Here is a 21,183-nt window from a genome sequence, read left to right as displayed (position 1 = left end):
TATCATCGAGTTGCACCTGTGTTTGATACATTACGCAGTGCGATTTCCCCTTATCATCGAATTGGAGCACCAAATGAAAGTGGCAGTTCATCCTATTTCCCTCGCAGTATTAAGTGGCATGCTAACGCTTGCTGGCCCAGCAATGGCCGATACCATCAAGCTTCGTATTATCGAAACCACCGACATTCACACCAACGTAATGGATTACGATTACTACAAAGACCAACCATCACAGCAAATCGGTTTAAGTCGCGCAGCAACAATAGTGAAACAAGCTAAGTCCGAGGCAGAAAACTCGGTACTAGTAGATAACGGTGATTTAATTCAGGGCAGCCCAATGGGCGATTACATGGCGGCAAAGGGGATTAATCCCGGCGACGTGCACCCAGTCTACAAAGCGATGAACAAGCTAGACTACGATGTGGGCAACATTGGCAATCATGAGTTCAACTATGGCTTAGATTTCCTACAAACGACGTTGAAGGGGGCAAACTTCCCTTACATCAATGCAAACGTATTTGATAAACAAACCGGTGAGCATTACTTCAAGCCTTACCTCATCAAAACTCACACATTTAAAGACACAGACGGCGAAGCGCATCAAATAAAAGTGGGTTACATCGGCTTTGTACCACCACAAATTATGGTGTGGGATAAGAAAAACTTAGAAGGCAAAGTCTTTGCTAAAGACATTAAGGAAACAGCAGAGAAACTGATTCCTCAAATGAAGAAAGAAGGCGCAGACGTGATTGTGGCGATTCCACACTCGGGCATTTCTACTGATCCATACAAACTAGGCGCAGAAAACTCTGTTTACTACCTCACAGAAGTTGAAGGTATTGATGCGATTGCTTTTGGCCACTCTCACGCCGTCTTCCCAGGGAAAGACTTCGCAAACCTACCTGGTGTTGATATAGATAGAGGGACCATCAATGGTGTGACGTCAGTGATGCCGGGTCGCTGGGGAAGTCATGTAGGTGTGATGGATTTGATGCTGAAAGAGAAAGACGGCAGATGGCAAGTCGTCGAAGGCCAAGCAGAAGCACGCCCTATCTTCGATAAAGTAAATAAGAAGTCATTAGCTAAAGCCGATGAAGATATTGTGAAAGCGTTAGAAGAAGATCACAAAGGCACTCGTGAATTTGTAAATCAACCAATCGGCAAAGCAAATGATGTCATGTACAGCTTCTTGGCATTAGTGCAGGACGACCCCACCATTCAAATCGTTAACCTTGCTCAGAAAGACTACGTAGAACGCTTTATTCAAGGCGACCCAGACCTTTCTGACATTCCAGTACTGAGTGCGGCAGCACCATTTAAAGTCGGCGGTCGTAAGAACGATCCGAATAACTTTACAGAAGTAGAATCCGGTCAGCTCACCTTCCGTAATGCGGCCGATCTTTACTTATATCCAAACACCTTGGTTGCGATGAAAGTGAAAGGTAAAGAAGTTCGCGAATGGCTAGAGTGCAGTGCGGGTCAATTCAACCACATCGACATCAACAATCCTGAACCGCAATCTTTGATTGATTGGGATAATTTCCGTACGTACAACTTCGATGTTATTGATGGGGTTAACTACCAAATCGACGTTACCCAACCACCGAAGTACGATGCGGATTGTAAAGTGATTAATCCGGATTCTCAGCGTATTGTGAACCTGACGTTCAATGGTAAGCCTGTCAATCCGAAGCAAGATTTCATCATCGCAACCAATAACTACCGTGCTTATAGCAATACTTTCCCTGGTACAGGCCCAGATTTCATTGCATTTGACGCACCAGATGAAAACCGCTCTGTCGTCGCCACTTATATTTCTCGCGTGAGTGAAGAAAAAGGAGAAGTGACACCAAGCGCTGACAACAACTGGTCTTTCGCACCGATTAAGTCCGATAACAAGCTAGATATTCGTTTCGAAACCTCCCCTAGCGATAAAGCGGCGCAGTTCATCAAAGAGAAAGGACAATACCCAATGAAGCGCGTGTCAACAGATGACATTGGTTTCGCGATTTATCAAATCGATTTGAATAAATAAGGTTGATTTGACAGCAACACTAAGCGGCTCTCATGAGCCGCTTTTTTGTTATCAATAAAACCCGTTAAAATAAAGAAAACCGTTTCTGAGTTATCACATGCACAGCGATCTTTTTTCAGACTTAGTCAAACATGGCTTTTTAGAGACAGAAGCAAACCAACTTATTGAAAATGGTGAGTTGCTCGAACTGCCTACACGCCACATTCTTAATCACCAAGGGGAGTTTAGCTCACACCTTTACTTCATCATTGAGGGGTTATGCCACGCAAGCTATCTCACGGAGCACGGCAAAGAATTCAGTAAAGAATTTTATTGGGAGAAGGACTGGGTTATCGGGTTTGAGAGCATAATAAAGGACCAACCTTCGCCTTACTTATTGGAAACGCTGAGCGCTTGTCAGCTATTTTGCTTGCCAATTGAAACGTTGCATCACTGGCGAGCAGAAAAGCACGCCATTTACTTAAAGCTACTCGAAAACCAACTGGTTAATAAAGAGAACAAAGAACGCTTTATGTTGCTCTACTCTCCAGAGGAACGATATCAATTATTTTGCGCTCATTACCCAGATTTAAAGCAACGTATTACCGATAGTCAAATTGCGGCCTACCTCGGCATTACGCCAATCAGTTTGAGCCGAATCAAAGCGCGCTTAACCAAAGATCACACTCTCAAATAAACTCAAAAAAGAAAAAAGCTCTTCAAACGAAGAGCTTTTTCTCTGCTATTTAAGAATTCGCGCCCGGAACTGGCGCCCTTTCATCTTGCCGTTACTAATGGTTTGTAGAGCCTTTTTAGCCACAGATTTTTCGACGGCAACATAAGCGCGCACAGGGAATAGGTGAATCTTTCCGACTTGAGAGCCTGGAATACCATTTTTTCCTGTCAAACAACCTAAAATATCACCCGGTCGTACTTTCTGTTTCTTACCGCCATCAATGTTAATCGTCACCATCTTCGCTTGGTATGGCTGCTGATTTGATTTGGCAGGCAATGTTGCTGGTACCACGTCCATCTCTAGGTATTCTTCAATACGAGCTACACGTAAACCGTCTTTCTCACCAAAAAAGCTGAACGCTAAACCTTTACTACCCGCACGACCTGTACGACCAATACGGTGCACATGAACCTCAGGATCGCGCGATAGCTCAAAGTTAAAGACAGCATCAAGATTATCAACGTCCAAACCACGCGCCGCAACGTCTGTTGCAACAAGGATAGACACACTCTTGTTAGCAAACTGCACCAATGCTTGGTCGCGTTCACGCTGCTCTAAGTCCCCATGGATATCGATAACGCTGAATCCTTTGTGATGCAACTCATCTGCGACACTTTGCACTTCTTTTTTGGTATTACAAAAAACAACCGCGGACTCTGGTTGGTGAGTCAGCAGCAAATTCGCCAATGCTTCATCACGCGCTTCCGAGCCTTCAACTTTATAGAAGTACTGCGCAATGCTTGAAGTATCATGCGTCGATTCCACCTTAATCACTTCCGGTGTCTGCATTATACGCTGCGCAATTTGCTCAATTTTTTCTGGAAAAGTAGCACTGAAAAGTAGAGTTTGACGCTGCTTTGGCGCTGCATCGATGATTGCATCTAATGCGTCTTGGAAACCCATGTCCAACATGCGATCAGCTTCATCTAGCACCAAGGTATTCAGTTCGCTAAGATCAATTCGGCCTTTCTCAAGGTGATCCAAAATACGACCAGGTGTACCAACTAGAATATGCGCACCATGCTCCAGCGAACCAATTTGTGGCCCCATTGGCATCCCACCGCAGAGAGTAAGCACTTTAATATTATGAATGCCGCGACCTAAAGTACGAATTTCCTTCGCTACTTGGTCTGCAAGCTCACGTGTTGGACACAATACTAATGACTGGACACGAAAGCGTTTGACGTTGAGGTTCGATAAAACCCCTAAACCAAATGCAGCGGTTTTACCTGAGCCCGTTTTACCCTGCCCGATGACATCACGATGTTTTAGGATTGCAGGCAAGCTCAAAGCTTGAATTGGCGTCATGTGGGTATAGTTCAGGGAATCAAGTGTGGCGAGTAACGCTGGGTTCAGCCCAACTTGATCGAATGTTTGTTTGCTCACGGGGATATCCTCAGGTGAGATGGAAAGAGGGCACATTATCACCAGATTTGGTGGGAAAACCAGTGCTAATTAACCTTTGTTAATGAGTATGAGCTCAAAACAAAGTAAAGTCAGTCACTCTATTCTCATTACGGATAACAACATGCTCACTTGGATTACTTTGCCCTTTGCTCAGCTAACAACCACACAGCTGTATGAAATGATGAAATTGCGTGTGGATGTATTCGTTGTTGAACAAACCTGCCCTTACCCTGAACTGGATGGTAAGGACACGCTGGAAGGCGTTTATCATCTAATAGGCTATCACGGTGATGAACTGGTTGCTTGCGCAAGATTACTGCCCGCAGGCACTACGTATGACAATGTGAGTATTGGTCGAGTGGTGACAAAGCAGACCGCGCGAGGCGGTGGCTTAGGTCATAAGTTATTGGACAAGGCCTTGGCACAATGCGAAACATTATGGCCAGGGCAGACAATAGATATAGGTGCTCAAGAACACCTCATCCAGTTTTATGCTAGTCATGGATTCAAGGTTATCTCAGAGTGCTATCTTGAAGATGGTATCCCTCATGTGGATATGCGGAAAGAATCCGTAGCGCAATAAGCTTCAATTCGATTGGTTACTATGAAAACTAATCGCTATGAAAGACTAACTAAAAAGACGCGATATCTTCGCGTCTTTTCATTTGAAGCGTTTACTTGTTACGTCCAAAGGTCCCATCCGATAAACGGAAAAACATAACGGACCGCCCGCTTTTTTCCAGCTGTAGCATATCTAACTCACCTTCGTCACTAAGCTTAAAGCGAATCAATTGTCCCTGCTTTATTTGGCTTAGCGGCTTATCACTGCCTTCTATTTTGACCAGAGCGCTAAGATCCGCCATAGAGAGCTGATTACTTCTGAAAACCTGCGCTAATGTATCACCATTTTTAACCGTGTACTCTTTCCAGTCTTCAGATTTCGGTCCAGAGTTCTGAGAGGTTCTCTGCTGGCTTAAACTCTGCGCGTTCAGCTCAATCGCTACGCGTGGATGATCGACCTCAGTCTGCTCAACTGGTTGATCTGTTTTATTAGGCAAAGGAATAACAAGGAGTACCAGAATCAATGGCACTAAGACCATCAAAGCACGCTGGTGAAATTTAGGCAGACGCAACCAAAACTGCTTAACAGGCTGTATACGCTCCAACCATTGCTCTTTGTTGAACGGCTGCTTCCAGTCGATAGCAGCGAATTTTTGTTTAACCAATTCGACATAGTCGACTTGCTGCTTTTTCTTTCTGCGACGATTCATTGTAATGAGTCCCTTAACACTTCTACGGCCAGTATAAAAATACCGACGCGGAGAGTATATGTTTTTCACCAAACTAAAATGGAATTGGGATTAAATTAGCAGAAATTTCACTTGGAGTAAGAGATAAGTCACAACCTGGCCGCCTCAATTAAGCATTCAGTCGCAATCATTTAAACCTAAGCTCGAAACTGATATCCTGTTGCCTTTATCACTCCTAATAAGAGCGACATTCATGTCTGAAATTAAATTTGAAACTGCAGAACAAAAAGCAAGCTACGGCATTGGTCTGCAAATGGGTCAGCAACTTGCAGGCTCTGGTCTTGAAGGTCTTAGCGTTGATGCTATCGCAGCGGGTATTGCAACAGCACTAACTGGTGACATGCCATCAATCGAAATTGATGAAATCAACAAAGCACTACAAGAACTTCACACTCGTGCAGAAACAGCTCGCCAAGAAGCAGCAAAAATTGCGGCAGCAGAAGGCGAAGCGTTCCTAAAAGACAACGCTCTACGACCTGAAGTTAATGTTCTAGACTCTGGTCTTCAGTACGAAATCATTTCTGAAGGTACTGGTGCAGTTCCTACAGCAGAAAGCTCAGTTCGCGTTCACTACCACGGTGAGCTAACTGACGGTACTGTATTCGATAGCTCTGTATCTCGCGGTCAACCTGCTGAATTCCCTGTTACAGGTGTAATCAAAGGTTGGGTAGAGGCACTACAACTAATGCCTGTTGGCTCTAAGTGGAAGCTATACGTACCACAAGATCTTGCGTACGGTGAGCGTGGCGCTGGTGCGGCTATCCCTCCATTTGCAGCTTTAGTTTTCGAAGTAGAACTACTAGATATTCTTTAATTGAAACCATTTTCAATTATGATTTAATAAAACGGCGCATTAGCGCCGTTTTTTTGTCTAAACTGAATAGACTTTCTCACCTCTGAACCTTTCACTCTGATAGCCTTTAAAAATAAAATCAATTTTAAAAAACGCTCAACCTTTGGAGGTACTATGCGTAAAACACTCCTAACTCTAGCACTCCTATCAATCAACATTGGTAGTGCGCACGCATTCTTAGATTCAGTCACTCAAAAAAGTAAAGAAAGTGGCCTGATGGACATGGTCGGCAGCAGCTTGAACACCGAGTCATCTCCATTAACAGACATGCTAACTAGCCAATTACCAGTATCCACTGAGCAAGCAGCCGGAGGCAGTGGTGCGCTACTCGCTTTGGCTCAAAGCCAGCTTTCGCAAGAAAATAGTAGTGAATTACAGTCTTTGATTCCTGGACTTTCAAACTTACAAGGGGCACAAAGCTTACTAGGAAATATTGAGAATATCAGTGCAGTAAAAAGTGCATTCGATACGTTAGGTTTAGACCCATCTATGATCAGTCAGTTTGCTCCAGTAATCTTGGATTACTTGAACAAGCAAGGCGCTAGCGAAGGGCTTCTAAGTTCGTTGGGCGGGTTGTGGAATACTAGTAAATAAGCGTAAGTGATAATCACTTTTTAAATTGCCAGTCTGCATGGGTTGAAATAAATGTAGGCTGGATATAAAGGTTTACTGAATTACAGATACAAAAAAGCCGAGCTAATGCTCGGCTTTCTCGTTCTTACGAACTGATTACTCAGCAGCTTCTTCAGCAGCTGGGCGATCTACAAGCTCAATGTAAGCCATTGGAGCTTTATCACCAGCACGGAAGCCAGCTTTTAGGATACGAGTGTAACCGCCCTGACGAGCAGCAAAACGTGGACCTAGTTCGTTAAATAGTTTTGCAACTACTTCGTTGTCACGAGTACGTGCAAATGCTAGACGACGGTTAGCAACACTGTCAGTCTTAGCTAGTGTAATCAAAGGCTCAACTACGCGACGTAGCTCTTTTGCTTTTGGCAAAGTAGTCTTGATAACTTCATGACGTACTAGAGAGCTAGCCATGTTGCTGAACATCGCTTTGCGATGTGAGCTGTTGCGGTTGAGTTGACGACCACTCTTACGATGGCGCATGACCTAATCCTTCTAACTAGTATCGATTAATCTTCAGCGATTGATGCAGGTGGCCAGTTTTCTAGGCGCATGCCCAGAGACAGACCACGTGACGCAAGTACGTCTTTAATCTCAGTAAGAGATTTTTTACCAAGGTTAGGCGTTTTAAGTAGCTCAACCTCAGTACGTTGTACTAGATCACCGATGTAGTGAATCGCTTCTGCTTTCAGACAGTTAGCAGAGCGAACTGTTAGTTCAAGATCGTCTACAGGACGCAGTAGGATCGGATCGAATTCTGGCTTCTCTTCCTTCTCCTCAGGAACTCGTACATCACGAAGATCTACGAATGCATCCAATTGTTCAGCTAGGATTGTAGCTGCACGACGGATTGCTTCCTCAGGTTCTAGAGTACCGTTTGTTTCCATATCGATAACAAGCTTGTCTAGATCAGTACGCTGTTCTACACGAGCTGCTTCTACAGCGTAGGCAATTTTGTCTACTGGGCTGTAAGTAGCATCTACTAGTAGGCGACCGATAGGACGCTCGTCTTCTTCGTTATGGATACGCGCAGAAGCTGGAACATAACCACGACCACGTTCAACTTTGATACGCATTGCGATCTCAGCGTTGTCATCCGTTAGGTGACAAATTACGTGTTCAGGGTTAGCGATCTCTACATCACCATCATGGGTGATGTCACCTGCAACCACAGGGCCCGAGCCTGATTTGTTCAAAGTAATGAACACTTCATCTTTGCCTTCGGCAACGCGCACAGCCAAACCTTTAAGGTTTAGAAGAATTTCAAGAATATCTTCTTGAACGCCTTCTTTCGTGCTGTACTCATGAAGTACGCCTTCAATTTCTACTTCTGTTACAGCACAACCTGGCATAGAAGATAGAAGGATGCGGCGAAGTGCATTACCCAGAGTATGACCAAAGCCACGCTCTAATGGCTCAAGAGTTACTTTTGCGTGAGTCGAGCTGATTTGTTCGATGTCAACTAGACGTGGCTTAAGAAATTCTGTTACAGAACCCTGCATTGTGTCCTCTCTTTAGTTTAAACCTTACTTAGAGTAAAGCTCGACGATCAATTGTTCGTTGATGTCAGCTGATAGATCAGAACGCTCAGGCATACGCTTGAATGTACCTTCCATCTTGCCACCATCTACTTCAATCCAAGTTGGTTTTTCACGTTGTTCAGCAACTTCTAGAGCAGCTTTGATACGAGCTTGCTGTTTAGCTTTCTCGCGAATAGAAACAACGTCATTAGCCGCTACTTTGAAAGAAGGAACGTTTACAACTTTACCGTTTACTAGGATAGCTTTGTGGCTAACTAGCTGACGTGCTTCTGCGCGAGTTGCGCCAAAGCCCATGCGGTAAACTACGTTATCAAGACGACCTTCAAGAAGCTGAAGTAGGTTTTCACCAGTGTTGCCTTTTAGGCGAGCAGCTTCTTTGTAGTAGTTACGGAATTGTTTTTCTAGAACGCCGTACATACGACGTACTTTTTGCTTCTCACGAAGCTGAACGCCATACTCAGATAGACGACCGCGACGAGCGCCGTGTACACCTGGTGCGTTATCAATTTTACACTTGGTATCGATCGCGCGAACACCAGACTTAAGGAATAAGTCAGTGCCTTCACGACGGCTAAGCTTCAGCTTAGGACCCAAATATCTTGCCATGATTCTTCTCCAATTGTCCTAGAAACGTTATACGCGACGTTTCTTAGGTGGACGACAACCGTTATGAGGGATTGGTGTAGCATCAACGATGTTTGTGATGCGGAAACCAGCGGCGTTTAGTGCACGAACAGTAGATTCGCGACCTGGACCAGGACCCTTAACCATAACTTCCAAGTTCTTTAGGCCGTATTCTTTAGCCATTTCAGCACAACGCTCAGCAGCAACCTGTGCAGCGAACGGAGTAGACTTACGAGAACCACGGAAACCAGAACCACCTGCAGTAGCCCATGCAAGAGCGTTACCTTGACGGTCAGTAATGGTTACGATTGTGTTATTGAAAGAAGCATGGATGTGCGCAACGCCATCTGCAACTTGCTTGCGTACGCGCTTACGAGCGCGAGTTGGTTGTTTAGCCATTGTACTCTACCTTCCCGATTATTTCTTGATCGGCTTACGCGGACCCTTACGGGTGCGAGCGTTGGTTTTAGTACGCTGTCCACGTAGTGGTAGACTGCGACGATGACGAAGACCACGGTAACAGCCAAGGTCCATAAGACGCTTGATGTTCATAGATACTTCACGACGTAGATCACCTTCTACAGTGTACTTAGCTACACCATCACGCAGTTGATCGATCTGCTCTTCAGTTAGTTCACTGATCTTAACATTTTCAGCAATACCCACTTCAGCTAGGATAGCTTGAGAGCGAGTTTTACCGATGCCGTAGATCGCTGTTAGAGCGATTACTGCATGTTTCTGATCAGGAATGTTAATGCCTGCTATACGGGCCATTATTCACTCCTAAGTGTTTCTATAAAAGAATTAGCCGCAGCAAAGCCCGTTATGGATACGCTGCGGAATACTACTTCTTTTGCACGCAAAAGGTAGGCCGAGGAATATACTCGACCCAACCTTCATTTTCAAGTAAAAATTTCTGCTAATTAGCCTTGGCGCTGTTTGTGCTTTGGCTCACTGCAAATCACGCGAACGACACCGTTACGCTTGATTACTTTACAGTTACGGCAGATTTTTTTAACGGAAGCACGAACTTTCATTGCTAAACTCCGTAAATGAAACTGAGTCTACCGCCGGATTAACGGCCGTAGCCTTTCAGATTCGCTTTCTTCAACACAGAATCATACTGTTGAGACATCAGATGAGTCTGTACCTGTGCCATAAAGTCCATAATTACAACAACTACGATTAGTAGCGATGTACCGCCGAAGTAGAAACGTACGTTCCACGCGACCATCATGAACTCGGGAATCAGACAGATAAAGGTAATGTACAGTGCACCAGCAAGGGTTAGACGTGTCATTACTTTATCAATGTATTTCGCTGTCTGCTCACCTGGGCGGATACCGGGTACGAATGCACCAGACTTCTTCAAGTTATCTGCTGTTTCACGTGGGTTGAAAACCAACGCAGTGTAGAAGAAACAGAAGAAGATAATTGCTGCTGCATAAAGCATTACATACAACGGTTGACCTGGGCTAAGAGCCAAAGACACGTCAGTTAACCAACCGAACGCGCTGCTCTCACCGTTTTGACCAAACCACTGAGCCAATGTTCCTGGGAACAAGATAATACTTGATGCAAAAATCGCTGGAATTACACCTGCCATGTTAATTTTAAGAGGCAAGTGCGAGCTTTGCGCAGCAAATACTTTACGACCTTGTTGACGTTTCGCATAGTTAACGACGATTCGGCGTTGACCACGTTCCATGAAAACAACGAAGTAAATTACTGCAAAAGCTAATACCGCGATTAGCAACAGAAGAAGTACATGCAATTCACCTTGACGCGCTTGCTCGATTGTTTGACCGATTGCAGAAGGCAATCCAGCAACAATACCTGCAAAAATTAGTATCGAAATACCATTACCAATTCCGCGCTCTGTAATTTGTTCACCTAACCACATCAAGAACATGGTACCGGTTACTAAACTTACGGTAGCAATTAGCGTAAACATGGTTTGGTTGATAACAACCAGATTGTCGACCATGTTTGGTAGGCCAGTTGCAATACCTATAGCTTGGAAGGTTGCAAGTACAAGCGTGCCGTAGCGTGTGTATTGGCTTATCTTACGACGGCCTGCTTCACCCTCTTTTTTGAGTTCAGCTAACGCTGGATGAACTACAGTTAGCAATTGGACAACAATAGATGCCGAAATATACGGCATGATGCCCAATGCTAATATAGATGCACGCTCAAGAGCACCACCGGAGAACATGTTAAACATTTCAACGATGGTACCTTTTTGCTGTTCGAACAAATCGGCAAGTACAGCAGCGTCAATACCAGGAATCGGCACAAAAGAGCCGGCTCGGAATACTAAAAGTGCACCAATTACGAATAACAAGCGCGACTTTAGTTCACTTAAGCCGCTCTGAGCACTACGAAAATCTTGTCCTGGTTTCTTAGCCATCTGTACCTCGTTCCTCGAGATTATTCCTCGATTTTACCGCCTGCAGCTTCGATTGCAGCTTTAGCGCCTTTAGTCACACGTAGACCTTTAACAGTCACTGCTTTGTTGATTTCACCAGAAAGAACAACTTTTACAAATTCGATGTTCTTAGTGATGATGTTAGCAGCTTTAAGACTGTTTAGATCAACTACGTCACCAGAAACTTTCGCTAGCTCAGCTAGACGAACTTCAGCAGACACTAGGCTCTTGCGAGAAGTGAAACCGAATTTTGGTAGACGTTGTTTCAGAGGCATCTGACCGCCTTCGAAACCTGGACGAACACTGCCGCCAGAACGTGATTTTTGACCTTTGTGACCACGGCCACCAGTTTTACCTAGGCCTGAACCGATACCACGACCTACTCGCTTCGCAGAAGTTTTCGCGCCAGCAGCCGGTGCTAGAGTATTCAAACGCATTCTGATTACTCCTCAACTTTAACCATGTAGTAAACCTTGTTGATCATACCGCGAATACACGGAGTATCTTCAAGTTCTACTGTGTGGTTGATTTTACGAAGACCTAGACCGCGCAAAGTAGCTTTGTGCTTTGGCAGACGACCAATTGAGCTTTTAGTTTGAGTTACTTTAATAGTTGCCATGGTGTTCTTACTCCGAAATAGATTCAACAGTTAGACCACGTTTAGCAGCAACCATTTCTGGTGACTTCATGCTACCTAGTGCATCGATCGTTGCACGAACGATGTTGATAGGGTTCGTAGAACCGTACGCTTTAGATAGTACGTTGTGTACACCAGCAACTTCTAGTACTGCACGCATCGCACCACCTGCGATAACACCAGTACCTTCTGCAGCAGGCTGCATGTAAACTTTAGAGCCCGAATGGCGACCTTTCACTGGGTGGTGAAGAGTGCCTTCGTTTAGAGCGATCGTAGTCATGTTACGACGCGCTTTTTCCATTGCTTTTTGAATCGCTGCAGGTACTTCACGAGCTTTGCCGTAACCGAAACCTACACGACCGTTACCGTCACCAACTACTGTTAGTGCAGTGAAGCTCATGATTCGACCACCTTTAACCGTTTTAGAAACACGGTTAACTGCGATTAGCTTTTCTTGCAAATCATTCGCTTGAACTTGTTGTTCTTTAGCCATCTTCCAACCCTACCTTAGAATTTCAGACCAGCTTCGCGAGCAGATTCTGCTAGCGCCGCTACTCGACCGTGGTATTGGAAACCAGAACGATCAAATGCAACTGCAGTTACGCCCTTCTCTAGAGCGCGCTCAGCAATAGCTTTACCCACTGCTTTAGCTGCATCAACGTTACCAGTGTATTTCACTTGCTCACGGATCGCTTTTTCTACAGTAGAAGCTGCTGCGATAACCTCAGAGCCGTTAGCCGCGATAACCTGTGCGTACACGTGACGAGGAGTACGGTGTACAACTAGGCGAGTCGCACCCAGTTCTGCAATCTTACGACGTGCACGTGTAGCACGACGGATGCGAGATGCTTTCTTATCCATAGTGTTACCTTACTTCTTCTTAGCTTCTTTAGTACGCACATTTTCATCTGCGTAACGAACACCTTTGCCTTTGTATGGCTCAGGCTCACGGTAAGAACGAATGTCAGCCGCAACTTGACCAACTAGCTGCTTGTCAGCACCAGTGATCACGATTTCAGTTTGGCTTGGACATTCAGCTTTAATACCCGCTGGCAACTCGTGCTCAACTGGGTGTGAGAAGCCTAGTGTTAGACCTACAGCGTTGCCTTTGATAGCAGCACGGTAACCTACACCTTTAAGAGTTAGCTTCTTAGTAAAGCCTTCAGTAACACCAACAACCATGTTGTTAACTAGAGCGCGAGCAGTACCTGCTTGAGCCCATGCGTTAGCAACACCTTCTTTAGGACCGAAAGTCAGGTTATTTTCTTCCTGAGCGATTACAACTGCGTTGTTAAGAACACGAGTTAGTTCGCCTTTCGCACCTTTTACAGTGATTTCTTGGCCGTTTAGTTTCACCTCTACGCCAGCTGGAATAGCGACAGGTGCTTTTGCAACACGAGACATAGTCTACTCCTTATTAAGCTACGTAAGCGATGATTTCACCACCAAGACCTGCTTTACGTGCAGCGCGGTCTGACATAAGACCCTTGGAAGTAGAAACGATAGCAATACCAAGACCACCCATTACAGAAGGAAGTTCATCTTTCTTCTTGTAAACACGTAGACCTGGACGAGAAACACGTTTAAGTTGCTCGATTACTGGTTTAGCTTGGAAGTACTTAAGTGTAACTTCTAGCTCAGGTTTTGCTTCGCCTTCAACAGCGAAGTCAACGATGTAACCTTCAGCTTTTAGTAGTGCAGCAATTGCAACTTTAAGCTTTGAAGAAGGCATTTTTACAGCAACTTTGTTTGCTGCCTGACCGTTACGAACGCGGGTCAGCATATCCGAAATCGGATCTTGCATGCTCATATGATTTACTCCAAATGATTAAGTGGCAATTACCAGCTAGCCTTACGAAGACCCGGAATCTCGCCTTTCATGCAAGCTTCACGAACCTTAATACGGCTTAGACCGAACTTACGTAGGTAACCGTGTGGACGACCAGTTTGGTTGCAACGGTTGCGCTGACGTGATGCACTTGAATCACGTGGAAGAGATTGCAGTGTAAGAACCGCGTTCCAACGATCTTCTTCAGATGCGTTTACATCGCTGATGATAGCTTTTAGCGCTGCACGCTTTTCAGCGAACTTAGCTACTAGCTTCGCACGTTTTGCTTCACGTGCTTTCATTGAATTTTTAGCCATAACAGTAACCCTTCACCTTACTTACGGAATGGGAAGTTAAAGGCAGCCAGCAGAGCACGGCCTTCCTCATCAGTACCAGCAGACGTCGTAATAGTGATGTCTAGACCGCGTACTCGATCAACTTTATCAAAGTCGATTTCCGGGAAGATGATTTGCTCGCGAACGCCCATGCTGTAGTTACCGCGACCGTCAAAAGACTTAGCGCTAACACCACGGAAGTCACGTACACGTGGAAGAGCGATGTTAATTAAACGCTCAAGAAAATCCCACATACGTTCGCCACGCAAGGTTACTTTACAACCGATAGGGTAGCCTTCACGGATTTTGAAACCTGCAACAGATTTGCGCGCTTTTGTGATAAGTGGCTTTTGACCAGAGATCGTTGCCATATCAGACGCTGCATTTTCTAGCAGTTTCTTATCGTTGATTGCTTCACCAACACCCATGTTTAGGGTGATTTTCTCGATTCTAGGGACTTGCATGACGCTTGTGTAACCGAACTGTTTGGTCAGTTCAGCGACTACAGACGACTTGTAGTAATCATGCAGTTTCGCCATAGTAGAACTCCAAATTACTTCTATTAGTTAGAAACGGTTTCGCCGTTAGACTTGAAGAAACGAACTTTTTTGCCGTCTTCAAAACGGAAACCGATACGGTCAGCTTTACCAGTAGCTGCGTTAAAGATAGCCACGTTAGAAACGTCGATAGCTGCTTCTTGCTCTACGATACCGCCTTGGATACCCATAGCTGGAACAGGTTTCTGATGTTTCTTAACTAGGTTGATACCTTCAACGATAACTTTACCAGTTGCTAGAACCTTAGTTACTTTACCTTTCTTGCCTTTGTCTTTACCAGCAAGAACGATTACTTCGTCATTACGACGGATTTTAGCTGCCATTTCTACGTGCTCCTTACAGAACTTCTGGAGCCAGTGAAACGATCTTCATGAACTTATCGCCACGAAGTTCGCGTGTCACAGGACCAAAGATACGTGTACCGATTGGTTGCTCAGTATTGTCGTTTAGCAATACGCAAGCATTTCGGTCGAAGCGAATGACAGAACCGTCAGGACGACGTACGCCTTTACGGGTGCGCACTACCACCGCCTTCAGAACATCACCTTTTTTAACTTTACCGCGAGGGATTGCTTCCTTCACAGTAACTTTGATGACGTCACCGATATGTGCATAACGGCGGTGAGAGCCACCCAGAACCTTAATACACATTACGCTGCGTGCGCCTGAGTTATCAGCTGCGTCCAGCATACTTTGCATTTGGATCATGTTAGTGCTCCGCTAAATATTAATAACTAGACCCATCACGGGTCGGGCTGCCTCTTTAAAAGGGACGCGAATTGTACCACCCTTTTTTGTGATTGGGTAGTCAAAAAATAAACGGCTCCAAAAATATTTTGGAGCCGCTTTAGTTTCATAGAATTAACGAGATTAAATCTTCGCCTTTTCTAGAACTTTTACCAAAGTCCAAGACTTAGTCTTAGACAGTGGACGACACTCTGCGATTTCAACTGTGTCGCCTAGGCCACACTCGTTGTTCTCGTCATGTGCGTGTACTTTAGTCGTACGTTTTACGTATTTACCGTAGATTGGGTGTTTTACGAAACGTTCGATAGCAACAGTGATAGACTTGTCCATCTTGTCGCTGATTACACGACCTTGTTGAGTACGTTTTACTTCGCTCATTATGCGCCTGCCTTCTCAGTCAAAACAGTTTTCACACGTGCGATATCACGGCGTACAGCTTTCAGAGTATGAGTTTGCTGTAGCTGACCAGTCGCAGCTTGCATGCGCAAGTTGAACTGTTCACGTAGCAAATTCATTAGCTCAGCGTTAAGCTCTTCAACGCTTTTCTCGCGTAGATCTTGTGCTTTCATCACATCACCTGCTTAGTTACAAATGTAGTTTTGAAAGGCAGTTTACGTGCCGCAAGACGGAACGCTTCACGTGCCAATTCTTCAGGTACACCACCCATTTCGTACATAACCTTACCAGGTTGGATTTGGGCTACCCAGTACTCAACGTTACCTTTACCCTTACCTTGACGAACTTCAAGTGGTTTTTCTGTGATTGGTTTGTCTGGGAACACACGGATCCAGATTTTACCTTGACGCTTAACGTGACGTGTCATTGCACGACGTGCCGCTTCGATTTGACGAGCAGTTAGACGACCACGGCCAACAGCTTTAAGACCGAATTCGCCGAAGCTTACATCAGTACCTTTAGCTAGACCACGATTACGACCAGTCTGAACCTTACGGAACTTAGTACGTTTAGGTTGTAGCATCTGTCGACTCCTTACTTACGGCCTTTACGCTGCTTCTTAGGCTTGTCGCCTTTAGGCTCTACAGCGTTAGCTGCTGGCATACCACCTAGGATTTCACCTTTGAAGATCCAAGTTTTAATGCCGATCACACCGTATTGAGTGTGAGCCGAAGAAGTTGCGTAATCAATGTCAGCACGTAGAGTGTGTAGAGGCACACGGCCTTCACGGTACCACTCTGAACGTGCGATTTCAGCGCCGCCTAGACGACCGCTTACTTCCACTTTGATACCTTTAGCGCCTAGGCGCATCGCGTTTTGTACTGCGCGCTTCATAGCACGGCGGAACATAACACGACGCTCTAGCTGAGACGCGATGCTGTCACCAACAAGTTGCGCATCTAGTTCAGGCTTACGTACTTCAGCGATGTTAATTTGCGCTGGTACACCTGCAATTTTAGCTACAGCTGCGCGTAGCTTCTCAACGTCTTCACCTTTCTTACCGATAACAACGCCTGGACGAGCAGTGTGAATAGTCACACGGATGCTCTTAGCAGGACGCTCGATAACGATACGTGATAGAGACGCTTTTTTCAGTTCACTTGTAAGGAACTGACGTACCTTGAAGTCGCCGTCTAGGTTGTCAGCGAAATCTTTGGTGTTAGCAAACCATGTAGCATTCCAAGGCTTAACGATGCCTAGACGAATACCATTTGGATGTACTTTTTGACCCATTGCTTACTCTCCTAGTCTCTAGCGATCTGCTACAACAACAGTGATGTGGCTTGAACGCTTCAAGATACGATCCGCACGACCTTTAGCACGAGGCATAATACGCTTCATGGTTGGGCCTTCATCTACAAAGATTTTTGCGACATTCAGATCGTCAATATCTGCACCTTCGTTGTGCTCCGCGTTAGCGATAGCAGACTCTAGAACTTTCTTAACTAGTGCAGCAGCTTTTTTGTTGCTGAACGTTAGGATTTCTAGAGCTTGGTCAACAGATTTACCACGGATTAGATCCGCAACTAAGCGAGCTTTCTGAGGCGAAATGCGAGCAAAGTTATGTTTAGCAATTGCTTCCATTATCTACTCCTTAGCGCTTCTTAGCTTTCTTATCCGCAGCGTGACCGCGGTAAGTGCGTGTTGGTGCGAATTCACCCAGTTTGTGACCGATCATTTCATCAGTTACAAATACTGGTACGTGCTGACGACCATTATGGACAGCGATGGTCAAACCGATCATCGTAGGGATGATCATTGAACGACGGGACCAAGTCTTAATAGGCTTTTTGTCTCCGCTTTCCACCGCTTTCTCTACCTTCTTCAGCAAGTGTAGGTCAATAAAAGGACCTTTCTTGAGAGAACGTGGCATGGCGATTCCTCTTTATATAGATTACTTGTTACGACGACGTACGATGTACTTGTCAGTGCGTTTGTTCTTACGAGTCTTGAAGCCTTTAGTAGGCATACCCCAAGGAGATACTGGGTGACGACCACCAGAAGTACGGCCTTCACCACCACCATGTGGGTGGTCAATCGGGTTCATTACAACACCACGAACCGTTGGACGGATACCGCGATGACGTGATGCACCTGCTTTACCAAGTTCACGTAGCATGTGCTCAGAGTTACCAACTTCACCGATTGTTGCACGGCCTTCAGAAAGAACTTTGCGCATCTCGCCAGAACGTAGACGGATAGTTACGTACGCACCGTCGCGAGCAACGATTTGAGCGTAAGCACCAGCCGAACGAGCTAGCTGACCACCTTTACCAGGCTTAAGTTCAACGTTATGTACTGTTGAACCTACTGGGATATTACGCATTGGTAGAGTGTTACCAGCTTTGATTGGTGCATCAACACCAGACTGAATAACATCACCAGCTACAACACCTTTAGGTGCTAGGATGTAGCGACGCTCACCGTCTTTGTAAAGAACTAGAGCAATGTTTGCGCTACGGTTTGGATCGTATTCAAGACGCTCAACTGTCGCTGGAATACCATCTTTAGTACGTTTGAAGTCAACTACACGGTAGTGGTGCTTGTGACCACCGCCGATGTGACGTACTGTGATACGACCCTTGTTGTTACGACCACCGTTCTTAGAGTTTTTCTCTAGAAGAGGTGCGTATGGCTTGCCCTTGTGTAGGTCAGCGTTAACAACTTTAACAACGTGACGACGACCAGGGGAAGTCGGCTTACATTTAACAATAGCCATTTTTAACTACTCCTGTTATTCCGCGCCGCCAACGAAGTCAAGATCTTGACCTTCTTTCAAAGTAACGTACGCTTTCTTAACGTCGCTGCGGCGACCTTGGCGTAGACCTTGACGTTTGGTCTTACCCTTAGTGATAAGAGTATTTACAGACTTAACTTCAACTTCAAATAGCTTTTCTACAGCTGCTTTGATCTCTTTTTTAGTCGCATCTTTAGCTACTTTGAAAACGATAGTGTTCGCTTTCTCAGCTGCCATAGTTGCTTTTTCAGAGATGTGCGGTGCACGTAGAACTTTTAGGATACGCTCTTCAGTGATCATGCTAGCATTTCCTCTACTTGCTTAACTGCTTCTGCAGTCATTACAACTTTGTCAAACGCGATTAGAGATACTGGATCGATACCAGCAACATCACGTGCGTCAACTTTGTATAGGTTACGAGCAGCTAGGAATAGATTCTCATCTACTTCGCTAGTCACGATTAGAGCGTCAGTTAGCTCAAGCTCTTTAAGCTTAGCAACTAGCTCTTTAGTCTTTGGTGCTTCAACTGAGAAGTTATCAACAACGATTAGACGCTCTTGACGAACAAGCTCAGAAAGAATGCTCTTCATAGCACCACGGTACATTTTTTTGTTTACTTTTTGGCTGTGATCTTGTGGTTTCGCAGCAAAAGTAACACCACCTGTACGCCAGATTGGGCTACGGATTGTACCAGCACGCGCACGGCCAGTACCTTTTTGACGCCATGGCTTAGCGCCACCGCCAGAAACTTCTGAACGTGTTTTTTGAGCACGAGTACCTTGACGAGCACCTGCTGCGTACGCAACAACTACTTGGTGTACAAGAGCTTCGTTAAACTCACGTCCGAAAGTAGTTTCGGAAACAGTTAGTGCATCGGCACCTTTAACCATTAGTTCCATTACTTACTCCTGAGACGTTATGCTTTAACAGCTGGTTTAACGATCACGTTGCCGCCAGTTGCGCCTGGGACTGCACCTTTAATAAGAAGCAGGTTGCGCTCAGCGTCAACACGTACGATCTCTAGGTTTTGAGTCGTTACACGCTCAGCACCCATGTGACCTGCCATTTTCTTGCCTTTAAATACGCGACCTGGAGTCTGACATTGACCGATAGAACCAGGAGCACGGTGAGACAATGAGTTACCGTGAGTCATATCTTGAGTACGGAAGTTCCAACGCTTAACAGCGCCTTGGAAACCTTTACCCTTAGATGTACCAGTAACGTCTACTTTCTTAGTTTCGTTGAATAGTTCAACAGTTAGTTCTGAACCAACTTCGAACTCTTCGCCGTTTTCTAAACGGAATTCCCAAAGACCGCGACCAGCTTCAACACCAGCTTTAGCAAAGTGACCTGCTTCAGCTTTGTTTACACGGTTAGCTTTCTTAGAACCAGCTGTAACCTGGATTGCTGCGTAGCCGTCAGTTTCAAGAGTTTTCACTTGAGAAACACGGTTAGCTTCAACCTCAACAACTGTTACTGGGATAGAAACGCCTTCTTCAGTAAATACGCGGGTCATGCCCACTTTACGACCGATTAGACCAATCATACTTCTAATCTCCCTTAACCTAGGCTAATTTGAACGTCAACGCCCGCAGCAAGGTCTAGACGCATTAGAGCATCAACAGTCTTGTCTGTTGGCTCAACGATGTCGATTAGACGCTTGTGAGTACGGATTTCGTACTGGTCACGTGCTTTCTTGTTAACGTGTGGAGAGATAAGAACTGTGAAACGCTCTTTACGAGTTGGCAGTGGGATTGGACCACGAACCTGTGCGCCAGTGCGCTTAGCTGTTTCAACGATTTCCGCTGTAGAAGCATCGATTAGTTTGTAATCGAAAGCTTTTAGGCGGATACGGATACGTTGGTTCTGCATGAGACAGAGCTCCAAATTTAATAAATTACACAAACAATATCGCCACTCAAACTCGTCAAGACGAGAGAATGCCGATTGATTTATGTGAAACCGTAGCATCCAAGATTAGGACGCATTGTCAGTTAATTTTCGATTAACTATCCCTATATGCCAAAGTCACCTTTGAGGATAGTTTTTCCGAAGAAAAGATAGCTAATTGTATTAACCGCGAACATAAGCTGAGTATACATTACCTCGCAAATCCTTAGATTTGCTCGCTCCTCACTGCTCATTGGTTCACAACTGGCTTAACCAGTGCGCTGCATTATACAGATCACACTTTAGGTTGCAAGCGCTGAGTGAAAAATAATCGGGAATATTCCAAACCCCATACATTCCTCTTCGCTTGGTAGCCATTAAAGTAAATTACCACCTTCTAAAGAAGGTGGCTTTGTGTGAGCCCCCTAAAAGGGGGCCTTTGTTTAGTCCAGCGCC

Annotated in this window: 35 protein-coding genes; 5 read left to right on the top strand and 30 right to left on the bottom strand. The window is 45.2% G+C overall.

Features of this window, described 5'->3' with window-relative positions; translation table 11 throughout:
* Positions 1–73 precede the first annotated feature (73 nt).
* Together cpdB and R7E38_RS18790 are read left to right on the top strand one after the other, a co-directional pair.
* Positions 74–2,035 (top strand): 2',3'-cyclic-nucleotide 2'-phosphodiesterase, encoded by a 1,962-nt coding sequence (cpdB, locus tag R7E38_RS18795; RefSeq protein WP_318081973.1) that lies wholly within the window; start codon positions 74–76, stop codon positions 2,033–2,035.
* A 97-nt stretch (positions 2,036–2,132) separates the two neighbouring features.
* Positions 2,133–2,711, top strand: coding sequence for a Crp/Fnr family transcriptional regulator (locus R7E38_RS18790; RefSeq protein ID WP_017820293.1), 579 nt, complete (start codon positions 2,133–2,135; stop codon positions 2,709–2,711).
* A 45-nt stretch (positions 2,712–2,756) separates the two neighbouring features.
* On the opposite strand, the gene dbpA is transcribed toward R7E38_RS18790, so the two are convergent.
* Positions 2,757–4,136: an ATP-dependent RNA helicase DbpA gene (gene dbpA, locus R7E38_RS18785; protein WP_005379583.1), complete on the bottom strand. Its 1,380-nt coding sequence runs from the start codon at positions 4,134–4,136 to the stop codon at positions 2,757–2,759.
* A gap of 142 nt (positions 4,137–4,278) precedes the next feature.
* On the opposite strand from dbpA, the gene R7E38_RS18780 reads away from it, so the two are divergent.
* A complete protein-coding gene (locus tag R7E38_RS18780; protein WP_104976039.1) occupies positions 4,279–4,740 on the top strand; it encodes a GNAT family N-acetyltransferase in 462 nt (153 codons plus the stop codon).
* A gap of 91 nt (positions 4,741–4,831) precedes the next feature.
* Here R7E38_RS18780 and R7E38_RS18775 read toward each other — a convergent pair whose 3' ends face one another.
* Positions 4,832–5,428: a LysM-like peptidoglycan-binding domain-containing protein gene (locus tag R7E38_RS18775; RefSeq protein WP_213889136.1), complete on the bottom strand. Its 597-nt coding sequence runs from the start codon at positions 5,426–5,428 to the stop codon at positions 4,832–4,834.
* Between the two features lie 232 nt (positions 5,429–5,660).
* Here R7E38_RS18775 and R7E38_RS18770 point away from each other — a divergent pair, with 232 nt between their 5' ends.
* Together R7E38_RS18770 and R7E38_RS18765 are read left to right on the top strand one after the other, a co-directional pair.
* Complete coding sequence (locus tag R7E38_RS18770) at positions 5,661–6,281, top strand: FKBP-type peptidyl-prolyl cis-trans isomerase (RefSeq protein ID WP_005392370.1); 621 nt, start codon at positions 5,661–5,663, stop codon at positions 6,279–6,281.
* 153 nt (positions 6,282–6,434) lie between these two features.
* On the top strand, positions 6,435–6,914 hold the full coding sequence (locus tag R7E38_RS18765) for a DUF2780 domain-containing protein (RefSeq protein WP_017820297.1): 480 nt from the start codon (positions 6,435–6,437) through the stop codon (positions 6,912–6,914).
* Positions 6,915–7,049: 135 nt separating this feature from the next.
* Here the strand turns inward: R7E38_RS18765 and rplQ are convergent, their stop codons facing one another.
* The 28 genes from rplQ to rpsJ all read right to left on the bottom strand — a co-directional run bounded on the left by rplQ (position 7,050) and on the right by rpsJ (position 20,709).
* Complete coding sequence (gene rplQ, locus R7E38_RS18760) at positions 7,050–7,430, bottom strand: 50S ribosomal protein L17 (protein WP_005383141.1); 381 nt, start codon at positions 7,428–7,430, stop codon at positions 7,050–7,052.
* Positions 7,431–7,456: 26 nt separating this feature from the next.
* The gene (locus R7E38_RS18755) at positions 7,457–8,449 is read right to left on the bottom strand and encodes a DNA-directed RNA polymerase subunit alpha (protein ID WP_005383143.1); all 993 of its coding nucleotides are present in this window, start codon (positions 8,447–8,449) and stop codon (positions 7,457–7,459) included.
* 24 nt (positions 8,450–8,473) lie between these two features.
* Positions 8,474–9,094 carry a 30S ribosomal protein S4 gene (gene rpsD / locus R7E38_RS18750; RefSeq protein ID WP_005383146.1) on the bottom strand — a complete coding sequence of 207 codons (621 nt, stop codon included), beginning with the start codon at positions 9,092–9,094 and terminating at the stop codon, positions 8,474–8,476.
* Between the two features lie 27 nt (positions 9,095–9,121).
* Positions 9,122–9,511 carry a 30S ribosomal protein S11 gene (gene rpsK / locus R7E38_RS18745; RefSeq protein WP_001118870.1) on the bottom strand — a complete coding sequence of 130 codons (390 nt, stop codon included), beginning with the start codon at positions 9,509–9,511 and terminating at the stop codon, positions 9,122–9,124.
* An 18-nt stretch (positions 9,512–9,529) separates the two neighbouring features.
* Entirely contained in the window at positions 9,530–9,886 is a 357-nt protein-coding gene (gene rpsM, locus R7E38_RS18740; RefSeq protein ID WP_005383154.1) for a 30S ribosomal protein S13, read from the bottom strand.
* 149 nt (positions 9,887–10,035) lie between these two features.
* Positions 10,036–10,149 carry a 50S ribosomal protein L36 gene (gene rpmJ, locus R7E38_RS18735; protein ID WP_000868186.1) on the bottom strand — a complete coding sequence of 38 codons (114 nt, stop codon included), beginning with the start codon at positions 10,147–10,149 and terminating at the stop codon, positions 10,036–10,038.
* 38 nt (positions 10,150–10,187) lie between these two features.
* Positions 10,188–11,522: a preprotein translocase subunit SecY gene (secY, locus tag R7E38_RS18730; protein ID WP_005379562.1), complete on the bottom strand. Its 1,335-nt coding sequence runs from the start codon at positions 11,520–11,522 to the stop codon at positions 10,188–10,190.
* A gap of 20 nt (positions 11,523–11,542) precedes the next feature.
* On the bottom strand, positions 11,543–11,977 hold the full coding sequence (rplO, locus tag R7E38_RS18725) for a 50S ribosomal protein L15 (RefSeq protein WP_005383155.1): 435 nt from the start codon (positions 11,975–11,977) through the stop codon (positions 11,543–11,545).
* Positions 11,978–11,982: 5 nt separating this feature from the next.
* Positions 11,983–12,159, bottom strand: a complete 177-nt coding sequence (rpmD, locus tag R7E38_RS18720) for a 50S ribosomal protein L30 (protein WP_005379565.1) — start codon at positions 12,157–12,159, stop codon at positions 11,983–11,985.
* Positions 12,160–12,166: 7 nt separating this feature from the next.
* The gene (gene rpsE / locus R7E38_RS18715) at positions 12,167–12,670 is read right to left on the bottom strand and encodes a 30S ribosomal protein S5 (RefSeq protein ID WP_004745894.1); all 504 of its coding nucleotides are present in this window, start codon (positions 12,668–12,670) and stop codon (positions 12,167–12,169) included.
* Positions 12,671–12,684: 14 nt separating this feature from the next.
* Positions 12,685–13,038 carry a 50S ribosomal protein L18 gene (rplR, locus tag R7E38_RS18710; protein WP_005379568.1) on the bottom strand — a complete coding sequence of 118 codons (354 nt, stop codon included), beginning with the start codon at positions 13,036–13,038 and terminating at the stop codon, positions 12,685–12,687.
* A 9-nt stretch (positions 13,039–13,047) separates the two neighbouring features.
* The gene (gene rplF, locus R7E38_RS18705; RefSeq protein WP_005379570.1) at positions 13,048–13,581 is read right to left on the bottom strand and encodes a 50S ribosomal protein L6; all 534 of its coding nucleotides are present in this window, start codon (positions 13,579–13,581) and stop codon (positions 13,048–13,050) included.
* Positions 13,582–13,594: 13 nt separating this feature from the next.
* Positions 13,595–13,987, bottom strand: coding sequence for a 30S ribosomal protein S8 (gene rpsH, locus R7E38_RS18700; protein ID WP_005379572.1), 393 nt, complete (start codon positions 13,985–13,987; stop codon positions 13,595–13,597).
* 29 nt (positions 13,988–14,016) lie between these two features.
* Positions 14,017–14,322, bottom strand: coding sequence for a 30S ribosomal protein S14 (rpsN, locus tag R7E38_RS18695; RefSeq protein WP_004410442.1), 306 nt, complete (start codon positions 14,320–14,322; stop codon positions 14,017–14,019).
* 17 nt (positions 14,323–14,339) lie between these two features.
* The gene (gene rplE, locus R7E38_RS18690) at positions 14,340–14,879 is read right to left on the bottom strand and encodes a 50S ribosomal protein L5 (RefSeq protein WP_005379573.1); all 540 of its coding nucleotides are present in this window, start codon (positions 14,877–14,879) and stop codon (positions 14,340–14,342) included.
* A 23-nt stretch (positions 14,880–14,902) separates the two neighbouring features.
* Complete coding sequence (gene rplX / locus R7E38_RS18685; RefSeq protein WP_005379574.1) at positions 14,903–15,220, bottom strand: 50S ribosomal protein L24; 318 nt, start codon at positions 15,218–15,220, stop codon at positions 14,903–14,905.
* Positions 15,221–15,233: 13 nt separating this feature from the next.
* Positions 15,234–15,605, bottom strand: coding sequence for a 50S ribosomal protein L14 (gene rplN, locus R7E38_RS18680; RefSeq protein WP_004410450.1), 372 nt, complete (start codon positions 15,603–15,605; stop codon positions 15,234–15,236).
* A gap of 162 nt (positions 15,606–15,767) precedes the next feature.
* On the bottom strand, positions 15,768–16,022 hold the full coding sequence (gene rpsQ / locus R7E38_RS18675; protein WP_140367210.1) for a 30S ribosomal protein S17: 255 nt from the start codon (positions 16,020–16,022) through the stop codon (positions 15,768–15,770).
* Positions 16,022–16,213 carry a 50S ribosomal protein L29 gene (gene rpmC / locus R7E38_RS18670; protein ID WP_005379576.1) on the bottom strand — a complete coding sequence of 64 codons (192 nt, stop codon included), beginning with the start codon at positions 16,211–16,213 and terminating at the stop codon, positions 16,022–16,024. Before rpmC ends, rpsQ begins: the two co-directional genes overlap by 1 nt.
* Positions 16,213–16,623, bottom strand: a complete 411-nt coding sequence (gene rplP, locus R7E38_RS18665) for a 50S ribosomal protein L16 (RefSeq protein WP_005379577.1) — start codon at positions 16,621–16,623, stop codon at positions 16,213–16,215. Before rplP ends, rpmC begins: the two co-directional genes overlap by 1 nt.
* Before the next feature lie 11 nt (positions 16,624–16,634).
* Positions 16,635–17,333, bottom strand: coding sequence for a 30S ribosomal protein S3 (gene rpsC, locus R7E38_RS18660; RefSeq protein ID WP_005383161.1), 699 nt, complete (start codon positions 17,331–17,333; stop codon positions 16,635–16,637).
* Positions 17,334–17,351: 18 nt separating this feature from the next.
* Positions 17,352–17,684 (bottom strand): 50S ribosomal protein L22, encoded by a 333-nt coding sequence (rplV, locus tag R7E38_RS18655; RefSeq protein WP_005383164.1) that lies wholly within the window; start codon positions 17,682–17,684, stop codon positions 17,352–17,354.
* A 10-nt stretch (positions 17,685–17,694) separates the two neighbouring features.
* Entirely contained in the window at positions 17,695–17,973 is a 279-nt protein-coding gene (gene rpsS / locus R7E38_RS18650) for a 30S ribosomal protein S19 (protein WP_004394525.1), read from the bottom strand.
* Positions 17,974–17,994: 21 nt separating this feature from the next.
* Complete coding sequence (rplB, locus tag R7E38_RS18645; protein WP_005383168.1) at positions 17,995–18,819, bottom strand: 50S ribosomal protein L2; 825 nt, start codon at positions 18,817–18,819, stop codon at positions 17,995–17,997.
* 15 nt (positions 18,820–18,834) lie between these two features.
* Positions 18,835–19,137: a 50S ribosomal protein L23 gene (rplW, locus tag R7E38_RS18640; RefSeq protein WP_004398471.1), complete on the bottom strand. Its 303-nt coding sequence runs from the start codon at positions 19,135–19,137 to the stop codon at positions 18,835–18,837.
* Positions 19,134–19,736 carry a 50S ribosomal protein L4 gene (gene rplD / locus R7E38_RS18635; RefSeq protein WP_005379556.1) on the bottom strand — a complete coding sequence of 201 codons (603 nt, stop codon included), beginning with the start codon at positions 19,734–19,736 and terminating at the stop codon, positions 19,134–19,136. The genes rplW and rplD overlap by 4 nt, the downstream gene beginning before the upstream one ends.
* A gap of 17 nt (positions 19,737–19,753) precedes the next feature.
* Entirely contained in the window at positions 19,754–20,383 is a 630-nt protein-coding gene (gene rplC, locus R7E38_RS18630; protein WP_005379555.1) for a 50S ribosomal protein L3, read from the bottom strand.
* A 14-nt stretch (positions 20,384–20,397) separates the two neighbouring features.
* On the bottom strand, positions 20,398–20,709 hold the full coding sequence (gene rpsJ / locus R7E38_RS18625; RefSeq protein WP_004410492.1) for a 30S ribosomal protein S10: 312 nt from the start codon (positions 20,707–20,709) through the stop codon (positions 20,398–20,400).
* Positions 20,710–21,183: the final 474 nt, after the last annotated feature.

This window comes from Vibrio sp. Vb2131 (assembly GCF_033338535.1).
Taxonomy (GTDB): domain Bacteria; phylum Pseudomonadota; class Gammaproteobacteria; order Enterobacterales; family Vibrionaceae; genus Vibrio; species Vibrio alginolyticus.
The sequence above is the reverse complement of the archived record's forward strand: the minus strand, read 5'-3'. Positions and strand labels throughout refer to the sequence as shown.